General features: G+C 62.3%; 15 protein-coding genes. 8 read left to right on the forward strand and 7 right to left on the reverse strand.

What is annotated here, in order from left to right; translation table 11 throughout:
- Positions 1–52: 52 nt before the first annotated feature.
- The 3 genes from ACTJLB_RS09115 to ACTJLB_RS09125 all read right to left on the reverse strand — a co-directional run bounded on the left by ACTJLB_RS09115 (position 53) and on the right by ACTJLB_RS09125 (position 1,970).
- Positions 53–283, reverse strand: coding sequence for a DUF2442 domain-containing protein (locus ACTJLB_RS09115; RefSeq protein ID WP_440783080.1), 231 nt, complete (start codon positions 281–283; stop codon positions 53–55).
- Positions 284–830: 547 nt separating this feature from the next.
- On the reverse strand, positions 831–1,286 hold the full coding sequence (locus ACTJLB_RS09120) for a hypothetical protein (RefSeq protein ID WP_440783081.1): 456 nt from the start codon (positions 1,284–1,286) through the stop codon (positions 831–833).
- Between the two features lie 267 nt (positions 1,287–1,553).
- Positions 1,554–1,970, reverse strand: a complete 417-nt coding sequence (locus ACTJLB_RS09125) for a hypothetical protein (RefSeq protein ID WP_440783082.1) — start codon at positions 1,968–1,970, stop codon at positions 1,554–1,556.
- Positions 1,971–3,392: 1,422 nt separating this feature from the next.
- Between ACTJLB_RS09125 and ACTJLB_RS09130 the strand changes: the two genes are divergently transcribed.
- Complete coding sequence (locus tag ACTJLB_RS09130) at positions 3,393–4,475, forward strand: GTPase (protein WP_440783083.1); 1,083 nt, start codon at positions 3,393–3,395, stop codon at positions 4,473–4,475.
- 100 nt (positions 4,476–4,575) lie between these two features.
- Here ACTJLB_RS09130 and ACTJLB_RS09135 read toward each other — a convergent pair whose 3' ends face one another.
- A complete protein-coding gene (locus tag ACTJLB_RS09135; protein WP_440783084.1) occupies positions 4,576–5,760 on the reverse strand; it encodes a hypothetical protein in 1,185 nt (394 codons plus the stop codon).
- 11 nt (positions 5,761–5,771) lie between these two features.
- Complete coding sequence (locus ACTJLB_RS09140; protein WP_440783085.1) at positions 5,772–6,188, reverse strand: hypothetical protein; 417 nt, start codon at positions 6,186–6,188, stop codon at positions 5,772–5,774.
- A 1,204-nt stretch (positions 6,189–7,392) separates the two neighbouring features.
- On the opposite strand from ACTJLB_RS09140, the gene ACTJLB_RS09145 reads away from it, so the two are divergent.
- From ACTJLB_RS09145 to yacG, 7 genes are all read left to right on the forward strand, one after another.
- On the forward strand, positions 7,393–8,691 hold the full coding sequence (locus ACTJLB_RS09145) for an HlyC/CorC family transporter (RefSeq protein WP_088175759.1): 1,299 nt from the start codon (positions 7,393–7,395) through the stop codon (positions 8,689–8,691).
- Between the two features lie 159 nt (positions 8,692–8,850).
- A complete protein-coding gene (locus ACTJLB_RS09150; RefSeq protein WP_020071239.1) occupies positions 8,851–10,149 on the forward strand; it encodes a GspE/PulE family protein in 1,299 nt (432 codons plus the stop codon).
- On the forward strand, positions 10,146–11,375 hold the full coding sequence (locus ACTJLB_RS09155) for a type II secretion system F family protein (RefSeq protein WP_440783086.1): 1,230 nt from the start codon (positions 10,146–10,148) through the stop codon (positions 11,373–11,375). The genes ACTJLB_RS09150 and ACTJLB_RS09155 overlap by 4 nt, the downstream gene beginning before the upstream one ends.
- Positions 11,376–11,403: 28 nt before the next feature.
- On the forward strand, positions 11,404–12,357 hold the full coding sequence (locus ACTJLB_RS09160) for a prepilin peptidase (protein ID WP_131320419.1): 954 nt from the start codon (positions 11,404–11,406) through the stop codon (positions 12,355–12,357).
- 3 nt (positions 12,358–12,360) lie between these two features.
- Positions 12,361–12,972: a dephospho-CoA kinase gene (coaE, locus tag ACTJLB_RS09165; protein ID WP_440783087.1), complete on the forward strand. Its 612-nt coding sequence runs from the start codon at positions 12,361–12,363 to the stop codon at positions 12,970–12,972.
- Between the two features lie 180 nt (positions 12,973–13,152).
- Positions 13,153–13,908, forward strand: coding sequence for a cell division protein ZapD (gene zapD, locus ACTJLB_RS09170; RefSeq protein ID WP_020071234.1), 756 nt, complete (start codon positions 13,153–13,155; stop codon positions 13,906–13,908).
- A 124-nt stretch (positions 13,909–14,032) separates the two neighbouring features.
- A complete protein-coding gene (gene yacG / locus ACTJLB_RS09175) occupies positions 14,033–14,230 on the forward strand; it encodes a DNA gyrase inhibitor YacG (protein WP_440783088.1) in 198 nt (65 codons plus the stop codon).
- 31 nt (positions 14,231–14,261) lie between these two features.
- On the opposite strand, the gene ACTJLB_RS09180 is transcribed toward yacG, so the two are convergent.
- Together ACTJLB_RS09180 and ACTJLB_RS09185 are read right to left on the reverse strand one after the other, a co-directional pair.
- On the reverse strand, positions 14,262–14,684 hold the full coding sequence (locus tag ACTJLB_RS09180; RefSeq protein WP_020071232.1) for an NUDIX domain-containing protein: 423 nt from the start codon (positions 14,682–14,684) through the stop codon (positions 14,262–14,264).
- Entirely contained in the window at positions 14,681–15,550 is an 870-nt protein-coding gene (locus ACTJLB_RS09185; protein WP_020071231.1) for an ATP-binding protein, read from the reverse strand. Before ACTJLB_RS09185 ends, ACTJLB_RS09180 begins: the two co-directional genes overlap by 4 nt.
- Between the last annotated feature and the right edge of the window lie 35 nt (positions 15,551–15,585).

The raw sequence follows: 15,585 nt of genomic DNA on the forward strand, positions 1-15,585 counted from the left end.
TGTGAGAAACGTGGTGCAGTCGCGGGCGCTTAGCGGACTAGAGCGTCGAGCGTTAGCTGTACGCTCGAAAGAGCGCCGCGATGCTCAAGTCTTCGTCAAGCTCGTCCCAGTGTAGACCTGCGGCGGATATGCGCATTCGTGCGCGTTGCTCGGGTGTCGCACCCAGTAATCGTGGGAAATCGCTTAACGGCATGCTCAGGTGCCGCCCGTCCGCGAGGTTCGGCCACGAGCGCGTCGTCAGTGCATGTCGCTGAAGCGACTCGAAGCATCTATTTCCGGCCACGACCGCGAAGCAGGCGACCCAGTATGTATCCGACGAGAGCGGCGCATGCTGGCACGGCCAGTAGCGGCCAGTTTTCCCGCAGCACCTGCATCGTGAGGACCATGGCCTCCTTCATCGCGTGCCGCTCGTTCGCGCTTTCAGAATTTTGAGGACTGTCGCGACGACATCGTCGTCAGCCTCGCACGCAGCGTCGATGTCAGTACAGGAGCCGTCCGCGTATATCACGCGTGCGCGAGCGAGCCCCCGATGTGCTACGACGTCAAACCGTGCGAGCGGCTGGACTTGCGCATCCGACTTTCGACCAATGAGTACACTGAAGCGCTCACCGGACGCACAAGGTGCCGCATATTTTTCTGCGCACATTTCGAGCACACGCCTAGCTTCGTCCAGCAACGCAAAGGGAGGTCCATCATCCGGCACCACGCTGCCTTCGACATCACACAGCTGCACCAGTGCGTCGGCTCCGTCAAAGGCGCCATCGTAGAAAGCGATTGACAATTCGCTCATGTTGTTTCGCGACCTCTGGTTAGTGGCGTGATGTGACCGTCTACCGCTCGCTACGCAGGAAGTCATCCCAATCCCACGCGTAAGCGCAATCAAAAGGCTCCCGGTCATCTTCTATTGATGGGCGGGAGCTGTTCGCAATGTTTCGGCGGAAAAACGTGCGTGCGGGTTCGGGTATCTCACGCAGTCGGACATACCGTACAGTGCCACTTGTGTGCACCGGCACTTCGGGCAGCACTGGCCGCTCCGGCAGTTGTTCTCGACCGCCGTTGAGCGCAGTTGCAATGCACCGCGCAACGAGGTCCCACACCGACGCGGACCAGCGCGGATACTCGCGTACCACTGCTTCGTCACCAACATCGCCCAGCGAGCCCTCTTCCAGCCGTACCTCGTAGTCGGCGTGCGCGCCGTTTTTTATCCGTCCGATGTCCGCCGTTGCAATCACGCGGCGAGCGGACTCGCGTCCGCCCGGCCACAACTCGACCGTAACTCTCAGCATCACTTACCTCCAATCGCTTTGTGAACCCGCTCGGCTAGAGCAATCGCTTCGTCCGGCAACAGAGGCTGCGGCTCGCGCGGCTCACCGTTTCGACGTCGAAAGTTGCGAAGGAGAAGAAGCGGCGCTATCAATAAACGCTCAGCGACAGTTTCGACGTCGAAACTCGGCCATATACCGTGCCTGTATCGGCCATCAATAATTCCTCCGCCTCATAGCGATTCATGCCGCCATCGTTCTCGTGAAACGATTGCCTCTTGTTGGCCTCACTTAGAGACAGAAGACTTCCGCCACCAACCGCGGCCATGCTTTCCTCAGCCTGGCAGGCACGATGAATGGCTCCGTCGGCGGCTCTCCGTCCTCGATTTCGCCGACGGTCAGAGTCGGTTCGTGCCACAGGGACCGGTCAAGGAGCACCCGCTCGAACAGCAGCGACCACCGGCCATGCAGCAGCTCAGGCGAGCAGTTGGCGACATGCGCAAAAAAGTCGGCTGACTGAACGGACCATGGCGCCGCGCCCTCAGGATGGTCGTCGGCAATCCGGTCTGCAACTGCGCGGTCCAGCCATTCGCGCAAATTCATCCCGTTCTTTTGCGCCGAAAGCAACGCTGCGACCATGACGGCCGGCGACAAATGCAGGACGGTACGAACGCCGAGGGATTTCGTGTCAAGTGATGCGGCTTCCATCTGGATTGACTCCTTTGATGATGAGACGTGTCCAGGATGGAACAGTATTCGCCGTTTCGCACGCGGTTTCGATTACCAAATTCGACGATGACTACACGTGATGTGTCCGGCCAGGACGGCTGGACCATTCACGTGAGGTCATCAATGCGAGGCAGAAAGGGAATCTCGGCCGCAGACGTCGTGCGCGCATGCGTGTCGCTGAAAAAGCAGCGAAGGAAACTGGGGCCGACAAATGTGCGGCTCGAATTGGGCAAAGGCAGCTACCGGACGATAGTCCGGCATCTGCGTCTACTTGCCATCCGTGAGGTGGGCAGATAGGCGTAGGTTGGGACTACCGCTGTGATTCAGGGGCAGGGTAGGAACCCTGCCCCTTGCTTGGGCGTTGACACCATCAGCGCGCGTCGCCACCTTTCCCGGGAGCAGCGGCCGCACGTCCCCAGGAACTGGGCAATGGCGGAACCGGCGAAGAAGAGCGCGCAGACCTGTACGGCTGCAACGCGGCGCTCTATCGGGCGCGCACGGTAACGGCAGTAACAGGAGCCGACGAACCGATTCTGCCGCGCGCCCCTGCCGCCATATCATGCGATGCGGACGTGACATGGTTCGCCCGGCACGGCCCGCACGTCGCAACTACTCCTGCGCGCCGGTGGACAGCAGCCGGGCTTGCCTTGCCTGCAGACGCGAAGCCACGCTCGGGCGCGAACGGGCGGTCTTCGTAACCTTGGGGGCCGCCGTAGAACCTGTCACATCCAGAGCGGGGCGTTTTTCCTCGCGATGCTCCCCGTCGCAGTCTTCGTTCCACCCCCCGTTTCGCAGCGCCTGGTCAAGCCATGCGTAAAACACGTCTGGGTGCCAGAGGACCCTCGCACCAATATGAGCGGGCGCGGGCATCCGCCCCCTCGATACAAAGTTTTCCACGGTCCGAATGGACACACCTAGAATCTGGGCGACATCCTGTTTGTTCAGTGGCACGAAGGCAGCGCTGCTCATCTTGCAGTTTCCGTCGAGTGGTGACGGGGAAGTCAAGAGAGCGCGGTTTATATCGCAGGTTCTCTCTAAACCTGATTCAAAACGGTGCGCAGAGGGGGCCACTGCCGCCTCCATCACCTTGCAATGCCGTGCCGGCATCTCTCATTGTCGCCCGCCGCCTGCAGCAGCAAACTTTCTCCAACCTGCCCCTCCGCGCCGAAGCCGACAGTTCCTGCGAACGACGTCCGATGACATCATCTTCTGAGCCCCCCATTTCGTGCGCGCGGCGAGCGGGTTAATGCGGGGAGGTTTGCGCAGCCGTTGTCCGCTGTGAGGACCCGTCGCTAAAGAATTGTCGGCCGCGACCGACAATCCGTAACAACGACATGTCACTCTGATATAGCTAGCCTGATGTCGCGAGGAATTGATAACAGGCGACAACCTGAGGTGCAAATGACACAAGACTTCCAGAAAATTATCGAAGAAGCCCTGAAAACCGCGAAGGCGAAGGTCGGGCATGCAAACGTTCTGATAGCTGGCAAGACTGGCGTCGGCAAAAGCACGCTTGTGAACGCCGTGTTCCAGGGCGACTTGGCGAAAACGGGCATTGGCAGACCGGTCACGCAAAACACCCGGGAGTACACCAAGGCTGGCATCCCGCTGACCATCATCGATACGAAGGGCATCGAGGCGGCCGACTACGAAAATACAAAGAAACAATTGGAAGAAGCGATTCGCGCACGCAACGGTTCGGAGGACGCCAGGCAGCATGTGCATGTCGCTTGGATTTGCATCGCCGAGGACTCGAGACGCGTCGAGCAGGCCGAAATGGACCTGCTGGAGCTGTTGAGCCGGTACCGCATCCCCACAGTCGCTGTCATTACTAAAGCACGGTCGAACAGCGGGTTTCGCGAGGAAGTGCAACGGCTGCTGCCTGAAAGCAAGCAGGTCGTGAGAGTCAGGGCAATCAGGGAAACGCTCGACGAGGGGACCGAATTGCCGCCCGCGGGTCTCAAAGAGCTGGTGGAGGTGACCTCCCAGCTTTTTCCTGAGGGCCAAGCAAACGCGTTTGTGGCGGCCCAGAAGGTCGATTTGTCGAAAAAGACGGAACGGAGCCACCTTGCAGTTGGAGCGGCCGCACTGACCGCCGCCGGCATCGGTGCAGCCCCCATTCCATTTTCGGACGCGATTGGCATCGTGCCAGTTCAAGTCAGCATGGTTGCCACGATATCAGCCATCTTCGGGCTGAAGCTGAGTGACGGCTTCCTCGGGACGCTGGTCGGCTCCTCAATGACCGCCATTGGCGGCACGCTCGCGGGCCGGGCAGCGGTGGGCGCCCTGCTGAAGCTGATACCCGGCGTGGGCAGCGTCGTCGGGGGCGCAATTTCCGGCGCGACGGCCGCGGCACTCACCACCGCATTTGGCGAGGCGTACATATTTGCGCTGTGCGCCCTGCTGGAAAGAAGGCCCATCGAGGAGCTCACGCCGGAGGAAGTCGCCGATGCGTTCGTCAGCCGCCTCAAAAAGTCACAATAGCGGAACCGTCGGAAATCGTACAGCCCCCTGCACGTGTCAATTCGTCAGGGGGCATGGCAATGCAGTAGGTGAGCACTTCTCACGCTATCGCGAGGTGATTCTAGCCCGGCGTCGCGTTGACGCCGTCGCGGTCTGCCCCGACGGCAACGTCCATGCCCGTTTCTCGTTCCGGGCTACTCGTATCAGGTTGTTTCTCCTCACCGCGCCCAGCCGCATCGGCGTCATCTTCCGCGCCACCCTCGTCGCGGTTGCCGGTCTCTTTCGTGGACGAGCCTTCGGCGGCGGGAGACGGACTGGAGGCGACCGGCCAGTCCTCCGGCTGGACCGGCTCGTGGAACTGGAACTGGTTGGCTAGCGCCTCCCAGAGCCGCCGGCGTTCCTCCGCTGTTTTCGGCAGCTCATATCCCATTGCACGGGCGAGCGCAGGCAGATACAGGTCAAACGCGCTCTTGACCACCTCGCCCCAGAAGACGGCCGCTGAAAGGGCGGCGAGGTAGGCCAGTCGTACCGCGATGAACGCGCCCCCGGCGCTGGCGAAAAAAATCCACGGTGACATGGCGTCGGCGGGTTTGCCCAGCACGGCCGCGCCGCCGCGCACCAGGGCCACGACACCCAGTGTGGACGCAATGAACACCAGACTGACGAAAAAATCGACCGGCGCGCGGGCATCCGCGAGCGTCGCCTGGTAGTCTTTCGGCACCACCGCCAGCAGGCGCGGCCATGCGTGTATGCTTTCCACCCCGTAGACCTCATCCGCGTACATCTCGAACGCGCGCAGCACGTTCCCGAACCGGGTGGGGAGCACCAGTTCACGCCGCGCCGGGTATTCGAGCGCCAGCGCGCGACTTCGGTGCAAATAGACCTGCTTTTTCTCGGCCAACAATCGCAGCCGCTCCGCAAGCTCAACACTGTCGCCAGCCACGCTCATCCGATTCTGCGCGTCCAACACGGCGGCGTGCGCGTTGCGAGCACCGTCGCGCTGCTGTTGCCTGCGCCTGAACTGTCGTGCGCGAAGCCCCGAGCGGTTAAGCGGCCATGCGTAGCCTTCCAGCACACGGTACATCCAGTGGCTACCGACCATCAGCAGGACCGACAGGGTCCAGACCAGAAGCAGCATCACCGTCAGGTTTGCGAACGTCTTATCCTGCAACGAGCCCAGAAACAGTGTTTTGAATGGCTGGACGTCCTCGTTCAGTGCGATGAACGCGAATACACCGACGAGTGCGGGCAGGAAAAATCCGAGGATGAACGACTTGTCGGCGAGTTTGGACAGGCCACTGAACATGGTGATTCCGCTCAGTCGCCTTCGGGCTTGGGTACCGGGGGCAATTTGGTCGGCACCTGTCCCGGTTCACCATGCAAAAACTCCAGCACCACCCGGTTGCGTGCGCCCGCCTCTTCCGGGAGTAGTTGCATCCAGAGAAGTTGTGTCGCACCTCCCGCTGCAGAAACTGCCCGACGCCACTCTTCGGCGGCCACATGCTGCGCAGCACGCGAGGCCTGTTCGCGCACATGCGGCCAGGCGGCGTTGCGCGACCAGAACCTCTCGTCTCCCGAGTCCAGCTTCTGTTGTGCCTCCGCCACCACGCGTGTCCACGCTCGCAAATCTTCACGTTCTCGCAAACCGGCTTTGGATGACAGCTGCTCAATCGTACCCAGAAGGCTATGCAACGCGAATTCGAAAACCTCGTCGTCCCGTCGTATGAGTGACATGGCATGCCTCAGTGATACTTAATCTTGGTCGGTGTCGGGCGGCTTGGGCAAGTGCGACGGGGTCTTCCCCGGGTCGCCGTGCATCCTGATGTCGACACCGTTGGATTTCCCTGACATCCGCTGATGACCAGCCAGACTGCGAGAACCGCTGATATGTGGCATCGGTGCAGAACAGGTCCGGAAGATGGCGAGCAAGGTCTTCGGCCTCGACCGGATTCCTAAGCTGAACCGTCATCGAACAGTCGTTAAACGTGAGCGTCAGTCCTGCCGCTGGGTACCGAATGAGCCAACCGGTCAACGCCCGACCAAATCCCGCCGCATCGGCAAACTCGAGGGTCACCTGCAACAGGTAAACAAACCTGTCATCGGGCGCGTTTCGAGACGGTAAAGCGGTCGCTGCAGACCGCCCGACCACAATTGCCTGAAGGTCGCTGAGGAGCAGTTCGCCCAGAGATGGTGTCCGCAGCGAATTGTCCGCAGACACCTCGATTGTCAGCTTCATTGGCTCGTACATGGCGTTCGGGTCCCACTTAACCGGTCGAATGAATGCCGTTGGGCCTGGTCCGAAAGCATTCGCCCGACTTTGCGTCCCGGTGCCAGCCGGCATCAGCTATCTGGGAGACGCCGAGCGGGTCGCGACAGGACAGCTCGTCACAGGAATTTAAGGACAACGGGAACCGCGGGACAAGTTTTTGTGACCCACACACTCCTCGGGGCACCGCAAGCCACGCCCGACATGCCCGGCTCCGGCGATGTACAGCGCCAGAGGCGCCCGGCAGACCGACCAGATGAGGTGGCCGCCCGGCAAAATCTTGCGGCAATCTTGCGGCAATTGCCGCAATTTCCCCCTGCGCGCAGCGGTGTGCAGACAAGCGCAGCGAAACGCAAGTTGTTGATTTTTATGGATTCAAATATACTGACGAAACCCGTGTAGGGCGGCAAACTGGCGTTCGGGACGTAGAGGCCGGAGGTTCGAATCCTCTCACCCCGACCAGATTCGCCTTGTTAGTTCAAGGCTCGAAAAACCGCCCAGCTTGCTCGGCGGTTTTTTGTTTTTGCGGCCTGATCTTGCCGCCCTGCTCGCCGCGCCCGCACGCAGTTCTGGCTGAAGCCGCCCGGCTCGCAACTTCCCTGGTGGCGGGTTGCGCCGCCCCCTCTGCTATATTCTCCCCATCCTTTTCCCCTCTTCTATCCTTCACGACGCGTGGAACAACTTCCCTTATGGGCGCAGATCGGCGCCGTCTTTCTGCTGCTTATCTGCTCGAGCTTTTTCTCCATTTCCGAAACGGCGATGATGGCGCTCAACCGCCATCGCCTGAAGCACCTTGCCAGCAAGAATGCGCTCGGCGCGAAGACCACTCAGGGTCTTCTGGCGCACACGGATCAACTGCTGAGCGTCGTGCTGATCGGCAACAATCTGTTCAACACCATCATTCCGGTGCTGACCACTTCGATCGCGCTGCATACGTTCGGTCGTAACAACGTGGTGCTGTCTATCGCGACGGGGATCGTCGCGTTTCTGATTATCGTTTTTGCCGAGATCACGCCGAAAATCGTCGGCGCGACGTTTCCCGAGAAGATCGCGCTGCCCGCCAGCCTGCTCATTGCGCCGATGATGCGCATCGCCAGGCCGCTCGTCTGGTTCGTCAATCTGTTCGCCACCGGCATCCTGCGGGTGCTGCACATCAACACACAAGGCGCGCGCGATCAGCGCCTCTCCACAGAAGAACTGCGCACCATCGTGCTCGAGTCCGGCAGCTTCATGCCGACCAAGCACCGCAGCATTCTGCTCAACCTGTTCGACCTCGAAAACATTTCCGTCGACGATGTGATGATCCCGCGGCGACGCATCGAGGCGCTCGACTTCGACGCGCCGTTCGAGCAGATTCTGCATCAGCTCGAAACCTGCTATCACAACAAGCTGGTCGTCTACCAAGGCGATATTGACCGCGTGCTCGGCGTGCTGCACGTTCGCAAGACACTCGCCGCTCTGCACAACCAGGAACTGGAGCGCGAGACGCTGCGCGAGCTGCTCGCCGAGCCGTACTTCGTGCCGACCGGCACGCCGGTGTTCCAGCAATTGCAGTACTTCCAGGAGAGCCGCCATCGCATCGCGCTCGTCGTCAACGAATACGGCGAGTTGCAAGGGCTCGTGACCCCGGAAGACATTATCGAGGAACTGATCGGCGAGTTCACCACGTCGATCCCGCGCGGCGCCAATTCGCGCGGGGGCTGGAACGAGCTCGGCGAATGCATCGTCGCGGGCAGCATGCCGCTGCGTGAACTGAACCGCTGGTTGCAACTTTCGCTGCCCACCGACGGCCCGAAAACGCTTAACGGGCTGATCCTGGAAATTCTCGAAGACATTCCCGATGGCGACGTCTGTGTGCAGATCGGCGACGTAAAGCTCGAAGTGATGCGCAGCGACGACCAGGCGATCCGCACCGTCAAGCTGTTCAAGCCGCCAGCGCGCGGGAAGGGCGGCAAGGCGCTGCTGGGTTAAAGCCTACCGGTTGAGATCGAGGTAGAGGCCGGGCGCACACCCCAGCATCGCACAAGCCCGTGCCGGGTGCCATTAGCCGAATGGCCGAGTGGCGGCCCCGCCCGCCTTGCTCGAAGATGAAGCCGTCGTGTTCTACAGGCGGCTAGTCGCCGACTCTTCATGCAAGCTTCTTTTCAACCCGCGGCCTTGCTGCGGCCACTACCGGCAGGCAGCGAAAGCGCCTCTCGCAATAAGCCAAACGCGCGCACCGGCGAAACCGACGGCGTTGCCGCACTGGCCCACGATCCCGACAACGCCCCCGCCGTGCGTCTGCTCACTGACACGCTGCGGGAAGCAACACGCCGCAACGCGTCGGATCTGCACATCGAACCAGCGGAAAACGGCTGGCGGGTGCGCTTGCGCATCGACGGCGTGCTGCATGAAATAGCGACGCCGCCCGCCCATCTGCGGGACGCCTTTATCACGCGCGTGAAGGTTCTGGCGCGCATGGACATCGCCGAACGGCGTGTTCCACAGGACGGCCGGCTGCGGCTGGCCACGTCGCCGGGACGGATCGAAGACTACCGCGTCAACTCGCTGCCCACACTGTTCGGGGAAAAGCTCGTATTGCGCAGGCTCGACGCGCTGCCAACCGATCTTTCGCTCGACTCGCTCGGGCTCGATGCACGGCAGCGCGATGCCGTCGATTCTGCAATTCGCGCGCCGCACGGCCTCGTGCTCGTCACGGGGCCGACGGGCAGCGGCAAGACGCTGTCGTTGTACTGCTTCCTCAATCTGCTCAACAGCGAGTCGCGCAATCTGTGCTCCGTCGAAGATCCGGCGGAAATCCAGCTGGCCGGCATCAATCAGGTCAGCGTGCGTGAAAAGGCCGGGCTCACTTTCGCTGTCGCGCTGCGCGCCTTTCTGCGCCAGGATCCGGACGTCGTCATGGTCGGCGAAATACGCGACGAGGAAACCGCCGATGTCGCCGTTAAGGCCGCGCAAACCGGCCACCTGGTGCTGTCCACGTTGCACACGAACGACGCGCCAGCCGCTGCCGCGCGTCTGATCGACATTGGCGTGGCGCCGTACAACCTCGCGGCCGCCCTGCGCATGGTGACGGCGCAGCGGCTGGTGCGCCGCCTGTGCACAGCTTGCCGGACGCCCGCGCCACACTCCGCCGCGGCACTTCGTTCAGCGGGCTTTGCCGAAGAACAGATCGACGGTTGGCAGCCCTACGCTGCGAAGGGCTGTGCGGCTTGTCACGGCATTGGCTATCGGGGCCGCGTCGGCGTCCACCAGGTTATGCCCGTGTCCGATGCGATGCGCGAGTTGATCGTCGCTCGAGCGGGAACGCACGAACTCGCGCGGCAGGCGCGCAGCGAACGCATCGGCACGCTTCGCGACGCCGCTTTGGCTCGCGTGCGCGACGGCACGACGAGCCTCGCCGAAGCACTCGCCGCCACCGAGGTCGCGTGACTAATACCGTTACACATCGCCCTGCGTCGACCGACACGCGCTTCCGATGGCACGGTGTCGATCCCGACGGCAACCATAGAACGGGCTTGCTCATTGCGCCGGATGCGGGCACCGCTCGCGCTCTGCTCAAGCGCGACAAACTGTTCGTGGTCGATCTGAAAGCCGACGGACCGGCGCCGCGCCCGAGAGCGACTACCGCAGACGTCACGCTGTTCACACGCCAGCTAGCAAGCCTGTTGCGCGCCGGCTTGCCGCTCGCTCCGGCACTGGACCTACTGGGGCAGGCGCAAAGTTCGCGCCGTCCGGGCATGCCGCGGATCGTCGGCGCATTGGCTCGCGACATCACTGCCGGCCTGCGATTTTCGGCTGCCTTGCAACAGCATCCCTTGCATTTCAACGCTCTGTATTGTCAGCTCGTCGAAGTGGGCGAGGCCGCTGGCGCTCTGCCCGCGGTTCTCGCGCGTATCGCCGACGACCGCGAGCGCGCCGCCGCGCAACGGGCGAAAGTGCGCGCGGCATTGACCTATCCTGTCGTAATCCTGCTGCTGGCTCTGGCGATCACCGCAGCTTTGCTCGTCTGGGTGGTGCCGACTTTCAAACAGATCTTCGACGGATTTGGCGCGCGTTTGCCCGCGCCAACACAGTTCGTACTAGCGCTGTCGTCGGGTGCCGCGCAATGGAGTGTGCCCGCCATCGCGGTCATCGTAGCGGCGTATTTCGCGGCGACGTTTCTTCTGCGGCGTTCCGAAACGGCGCGCATCCGCTTCGCGCGTTTATCGCTGAAAATACCGGTTGCCGGTTCACTGCTGGCCACGCTCTGCGCCGCTCGGTGGAGCCGCGCGCTCGGCACCTTGCTGTCGGCCGGCACGCCGCTCGCCGACGCATTCGATTCGTTGACTCACGCCACGGGCAACGCCTTTTTCGATCGCGCAACAGTGGACATCGCGGCGCGCCTGCGGCGCGGTGAACGGCTTGCAGCGGCCATGCGTTCGGCAAGCTGCTTCCCGCAAGATGTCGTGCAGCCGGTCGCCGTTGCCGAGGAGTCCGGAGCACTCGACACCATGCTTCTCGACGTGGCGTCGCTGGCCGATCGTCAGGTAGACGAAAAGATCGGCACGCTGTCGAGTCTGTGCGAACCGCTCGTCATCGTTGTGCTGGGGGCGCTGGTCGGCGGGCTTGTCATCGCGATGTATCTTCCCATTATTCAACTCGGCAACGTGGTGTAGCATCGCAGCCGAATCCACCGTATCGTCCATGCAGGCAGCTCACTCACTCGTGCCAGAAACCTCCTCCAACCTGCTTTCGGGCTCGCTTTCGAACCTGCTGCCGGATCATTTCGCAGCGGGTCTCGGTCAGGCATTCGGCAGCCTGCCGGCCGCCTTGCAGTTTGCTTTTGCGATCGTATTCGGGCTCGTCATCGGCAGCTTCCTGAACGTCGTCGTGCATAGGGTGCCGATCATGCTCGAACGCGCATGGCGTCTGGAAGTGAGCGAGGCGACTAACCAACCTCTCGAAGAAGACGGCCTGCCGGCGCGCTACAACCTGTGGGTGCCACGCAGCGCCTGTCCTCACTGCGGGCATGTGCTGCACGCATGGGAGAACCTGCCGCTGCTCAGCTATCTGCTGCTGCGCGGGCGCTGTTCCTCATGCGGGGCGCGCGTGAGCCCGCGTTATCCGCTACTCGAACTCTGCACTGCAGCCCTCGCAGCCGGCGCTCTCGCGCTGTTCGGTCCAACGCTCGCCGCGCTCGCCGCGTTCGGACTGTGCGCCGCCCTGCTCGCGATGAGCGCCATCGACATCGACACGCATCTGCTACCGGACTCGATGACGTTGCCCCTGCTTTGGGCAGGCATCATCGTCAACTTCTACGGCGTGTTCGCGAGTCTCCAGGATGCCGTGCTCGGCGCCATTTTCGGCTATCTCGTGCTGTGGGCCGTGCATTGGCTATTCAGGCTCGTGCGAGGTATCGACGGCATGGGCTACGGCGACTTCAAACTGCTCGCGGCGCTCGGCGCGTGGCTTGGGTGGGCGGCGCTCCCTCAGATCGTGGTGGTCGCCGCCGTGGCGGGCGCGGTCGTCGGTCTCGCGGCAACGTGGCGCGGCCGCATGCGCTTCGAAGAGCCGCTGCCTTTCGGGCCGTTTCTTGCGGCGGGCGGCGTTCTCACCTTGTTTTTCGGCACACCGCTTTACCTGGCTCTCGGAGGCTGAAGCATGTTCGTTGTGGGACTCACAGGCGGCATCGGCAGCGGCAAATCGACTGTTGCCGATCTGTTCGCGGCGCATGGCGTGCCGCTCGTCGACACCGATCTGATCGCGCATCGCATCACCGCGCCGCACGGCATGGCGATGCCCGAGATCGCCGCCGAGTTCGGCAACGAGTTCGTCGCCGCGGACGGCTCGCTCGACCGCGCACGCATGCGCACGCTTGTATTCAGCGACGACGCGGCGCGCAAGCGGCTCGAAAACATCACGCACCCGCTGATTCGCGCAGAAACGGAACGCGAGCAACGCGAGGCCACCGGCCCCTATGTGATCGTTGTGGTCCCGCTGCTGGTGGAGTCAGGCAGTTGGAAAACCCGCGTGAATCGCGTACTCGCCGTGGATTGCAGCATGGAGACGCAAATCTCGCGGGTAATGAACCGCAATGGTTTCAGCCGCGAACAGGTGCTCGCGATCATCGCCCGCCAGGCTACGCGCGAAGCGCGGCTCGCCGCGGCAGATGACGTGATCGTCAACGACAATGCGCCGCTCAGTGCGCTCGAAGCGCAGGTCGGCGCGCAGCATCGCGCATACCTGGCGCTGGCGCGCGCAGAGCCCGTGTGACCGATTGGCGCGAAACGTTGAACTTTGGCTTTAGCTGTATGCCGAAGCAGCGGAAAACCATCAAAAACGCGCCCGAAAATGTGCAAAAACCCGCAGGAAAAGCGCGTGATTGCTAGGGTAGTCCCACGGCATTAGAATGTCCTGCATTCCCGTCACCGACCACGCCCGAGGCGAGCCCGCTTGATCCTTTACGAGTACCCCTTCAACGAGCGAATCCGGACGCTATTGCGCCTCGAAGACCTGTTCGAGCGCTTCACGTTTTTTCTGACGCAAGAAGACGCCAGGGAACATCATGTCGCACTCACCACGCTGTTCGAAATCACAGAGGTGGCGGGTCGCGCGGATCTCAAGTCGGATCTAATGAAGGAACTCGAACGGCAGCGGCAAACGCTCGCACCGTTTCGCGGCAATCCGGGAATCGAGCAGAGCGCGCTTGAAGCAGTGCTCGGCGAAATCGAGCACACGTTAGCGGGACTTTCGCAGATGCAGGGCAAGACGGGCCAGCATCTTGCGGAGAACGAATGGCTCGCGAGCATCCGCAGCCGGGCGATCATTCCGGGCGGCACCTGCAAATTCGACCTGCCCTCTTATTACGCGTGGCAGCAACTGCATCCGGATCAGCGGCGTCAAGACATCGCCAAGTGGGTCACACCGCTGCTGCCTTTGCGCGATGCAGCCACCATTGTGCTGAGGCTTGCACGGGAGTCGGGGCAGGCGTCGAAGGTTATGGCCATGGCAGGCAGCTATCAGCAAATGCTGTCGGGCCGCTCGTATCAGTTGATGCAGGTGCGCGTGGCGCCGGAATTGCGCGTGATTCCCGAGGCCAGCGCCAACAAATACATGCTGTGGGTGCGCTTCACGGTGCAGGACGGCGATTTGCGTCCACGTGCCGTCGATGTGGATGTGCCCTTCCAGCTCACGCTGTGCAGCCTGTAAGCAAGCCCTTCGCGAGCGCTGCACGGACTCAATAAAGCGGTCGGCTTGCTCGCCGCGCCTTTAAAGCGGCAGCAAAAGCCCCTATATTCGTTACTTGTTCCATTTGTACTGACCGCCTGACCGTATGCCAACCGTCGTCAAATGCCCCACTTGCGGAAAGGACGTCCGCTGGACATCCGAAAACCGCTTCCGCCCGTTCTGCTCGGACCGCTGCAAACAGATCGATCTCGGCGCGTGGGCCGCTGAGAAGTACAAAATCGGCGGGACCGATCAGGAAGCGCCGTCAGACGAGACGCCTGGCGGCGACTACAACCCGCATTGAGCGCGCGGGGCGCGTCGTCTGTTTGAACCTGTCAGCGTTTCTCCGACGCGAGCCACTCCAGCACGGGAATGGTCGCCGGCAGGAGCGGCGCAACCTCGGCCGGCAGCGCCTGCCACACGAACGCCTGGCCTTCGCGGCCGTGCGGCTCGCCCTTCCACTGCGTCACCTTGCAGAAAAAGAGCCGCACATAAGCATGCGGATAATCGTGTTCAAGCGTATGCCAAAGGTGGCACGCTTCCACCTCGATGCCCAGCTCTTCGTGTAACTCGCGGGCAAGCGCTGCCTCGACCGATTCGCCCGTCTCCAGCTTACCGCCCGGGAATTCCCAGTAGCCCTCGTACGGCTTGCCCGCCGGACGCTGCGCGAGCAGATAGCGCCCGTCCGGCTGCACCAGCACGCCGACGGCGACTTCCGTCACCGGACGACCGGCCGAGTTCGTCTGCGCGTCGCTCATGCTTCCGATTTCCGGCCGGACCAATCGCGCGCAAACTGCCACGCGACGCGCCCTGAGCGCGAGCCGCGCTCGAGTGCCCACACCAGCGCGTCGCCGCGCGCGGCTTCGACTTCAGCGTCATTGCAGCCGAAATGCCGCAGCCAGTGGCCGATGATCGACAGGTAGTCGTCCTGCTTGAACGGATAGAAGCTGACCCACAGGCCGAAACGTTCCGACAGTGAGATCTTTTCTTCGACCAGTTCGCCGGGATGAATCTCACCGTCTGACGTGTGCTTATAGGTCTCGTTGTCGCTCATGTACTCCGGCAACAGATGGCGGCGGTTCGACGTCGCGTAAATGAGCACGTTGTCCGATTGCGCGGCAACCGAGCCGTCGAGCGCAACTTTCAGCGCCTTGTAGCCCGACTCGCCGTCTTCGAACGAGAGGTCGTCGCAGAACACCACGAAGCGCTCCGGCCGCTTCGCAATCAGATCGACGATGTCGCCCAGATCGTGCAAATCGTCCTTGTCCACTTCGATCAGGCGCAAGCCGTCTTTCGCATACGCGTTCAGGCACGCCTTGATCAGCGACGACTTGCCGGTGCCCCGCGCGCCCGTCAACAGCACGTTATTGGCCGGCAGCTTGTGGACGAATTGGCGCGTGTTCTGCTCGATCAGCGCTTTTTGACGGTCGATGTTTTGCAGATCGTCGAGCGTGATGTCCGAGATGGCCGGCACCGGCTGCAGGTAGCCGCGCCCCTGGCGTTTGCGCCAGCGGAAAGCAACCGCCGCCGCCCAGTCGATCTCAGGCGCGGCGGGCGGAAGCATCGCTTCCAGGCGGACGAGCACGGCTTCGGCCCGTGTCAGAAACTGTTCGAGTTTGTCCATAACAATGAGTGAGCAGCCAGAAGCCGCATGATGAA

The sequence above is a fragment of the Paraburkholderia sp. 22098 genome, assembly GCF_052045935.1.
Taxonomy (GTDB): Bacteria; Pseudomonadota; Gammaproteobacteria; order Burkholderiales; family Burkholderiaceae; genus Paraburkholderia; species Paraburkholderia caledonica.

Excerpts from the sequence above, each read along its gene's own strand:
- ACTJLB_RS09120 (WP_440783081.1), bottom strand. The coding sequence starts at position 1,286 with ATGCTGAGAGTTACGGTCGAGTTGTGGCCGGGCGGACGCGAGTCCGCT.
- ACTJLB_RS09125 (WP_440783082.1), bottom strand. The coding sequence starts at position 1,970 with ATGGAAGCCGCATCACTTGACACGAAATCCCTCGGCGTTCGTACCGTC.
- ACTJLB_RS09130 (WP_440783083.1), top strand. The coding sequence starts at position 3,393 with ATGACACAAGACTTCCAGAAAATTATCGAAGAAGCCCTGAAAACCGCG.
- ACTJLB_RS09135 (WP_440783084.1), bottom strand. The coding sequence starts at position 5,760 with ATGTTCAGTGGCCTGTCCAAACTCGCCGACAAGTCGTTCATCCTCGGA.
- ACTJLB_RS09140 (WP_440783085.1), bottom strand. The coding sequence starts at position 6,188 with ATGTCACTCATACGACGGGACGACGAGGTTTTCGAATTCGCGTTGCAT.
- ACTJLB_RS09150 (WP_020071239.1), top strand. The coding sequence starts at position 8,851 with ATGCAAGCTTCTTTTCAACCCGCGGCCTTGCTGCGGCCACTACCGGCA.
- ACTJLB_RS09160 (WP_131320419.1), top strand. The coding sequence starts at position 11,404 with ATGCAGGCAGCTCACTCACTCGTGCCAGAAACCTCCTCCAACCTGCTT.
- coaE (WP_440783087.1), top strand. The coding sequence starts at position 12,361 with ATGTTCGTTGTGGGACTCACAGGCGGCATCGGCAGCGGCAAATCGACT.
- yacG (WP_440783088.1), top strand. The coding sequence starts at position 14,033 with ATGCCAACCGTCGTCAAATGCCCCACTTGCGGAAAGGACGTCCGCTGG.
- ACTJLB_RS09180 (WP_020071232.1), bottom strand. The coding sequence starts at position 14,684 with ATGAGCGACGCGCAGACGAACTCGGCCGGTCGTCCGGTGACGGAAGTC.
- ACTJLB_RS09185 (WP_020071231.1), bottom strand. The coding sequence starts at position 15,550 with ATGGACAAACTCGAACAGTTTCTGACACGGGCCGAAGCCGTGCTCGTC.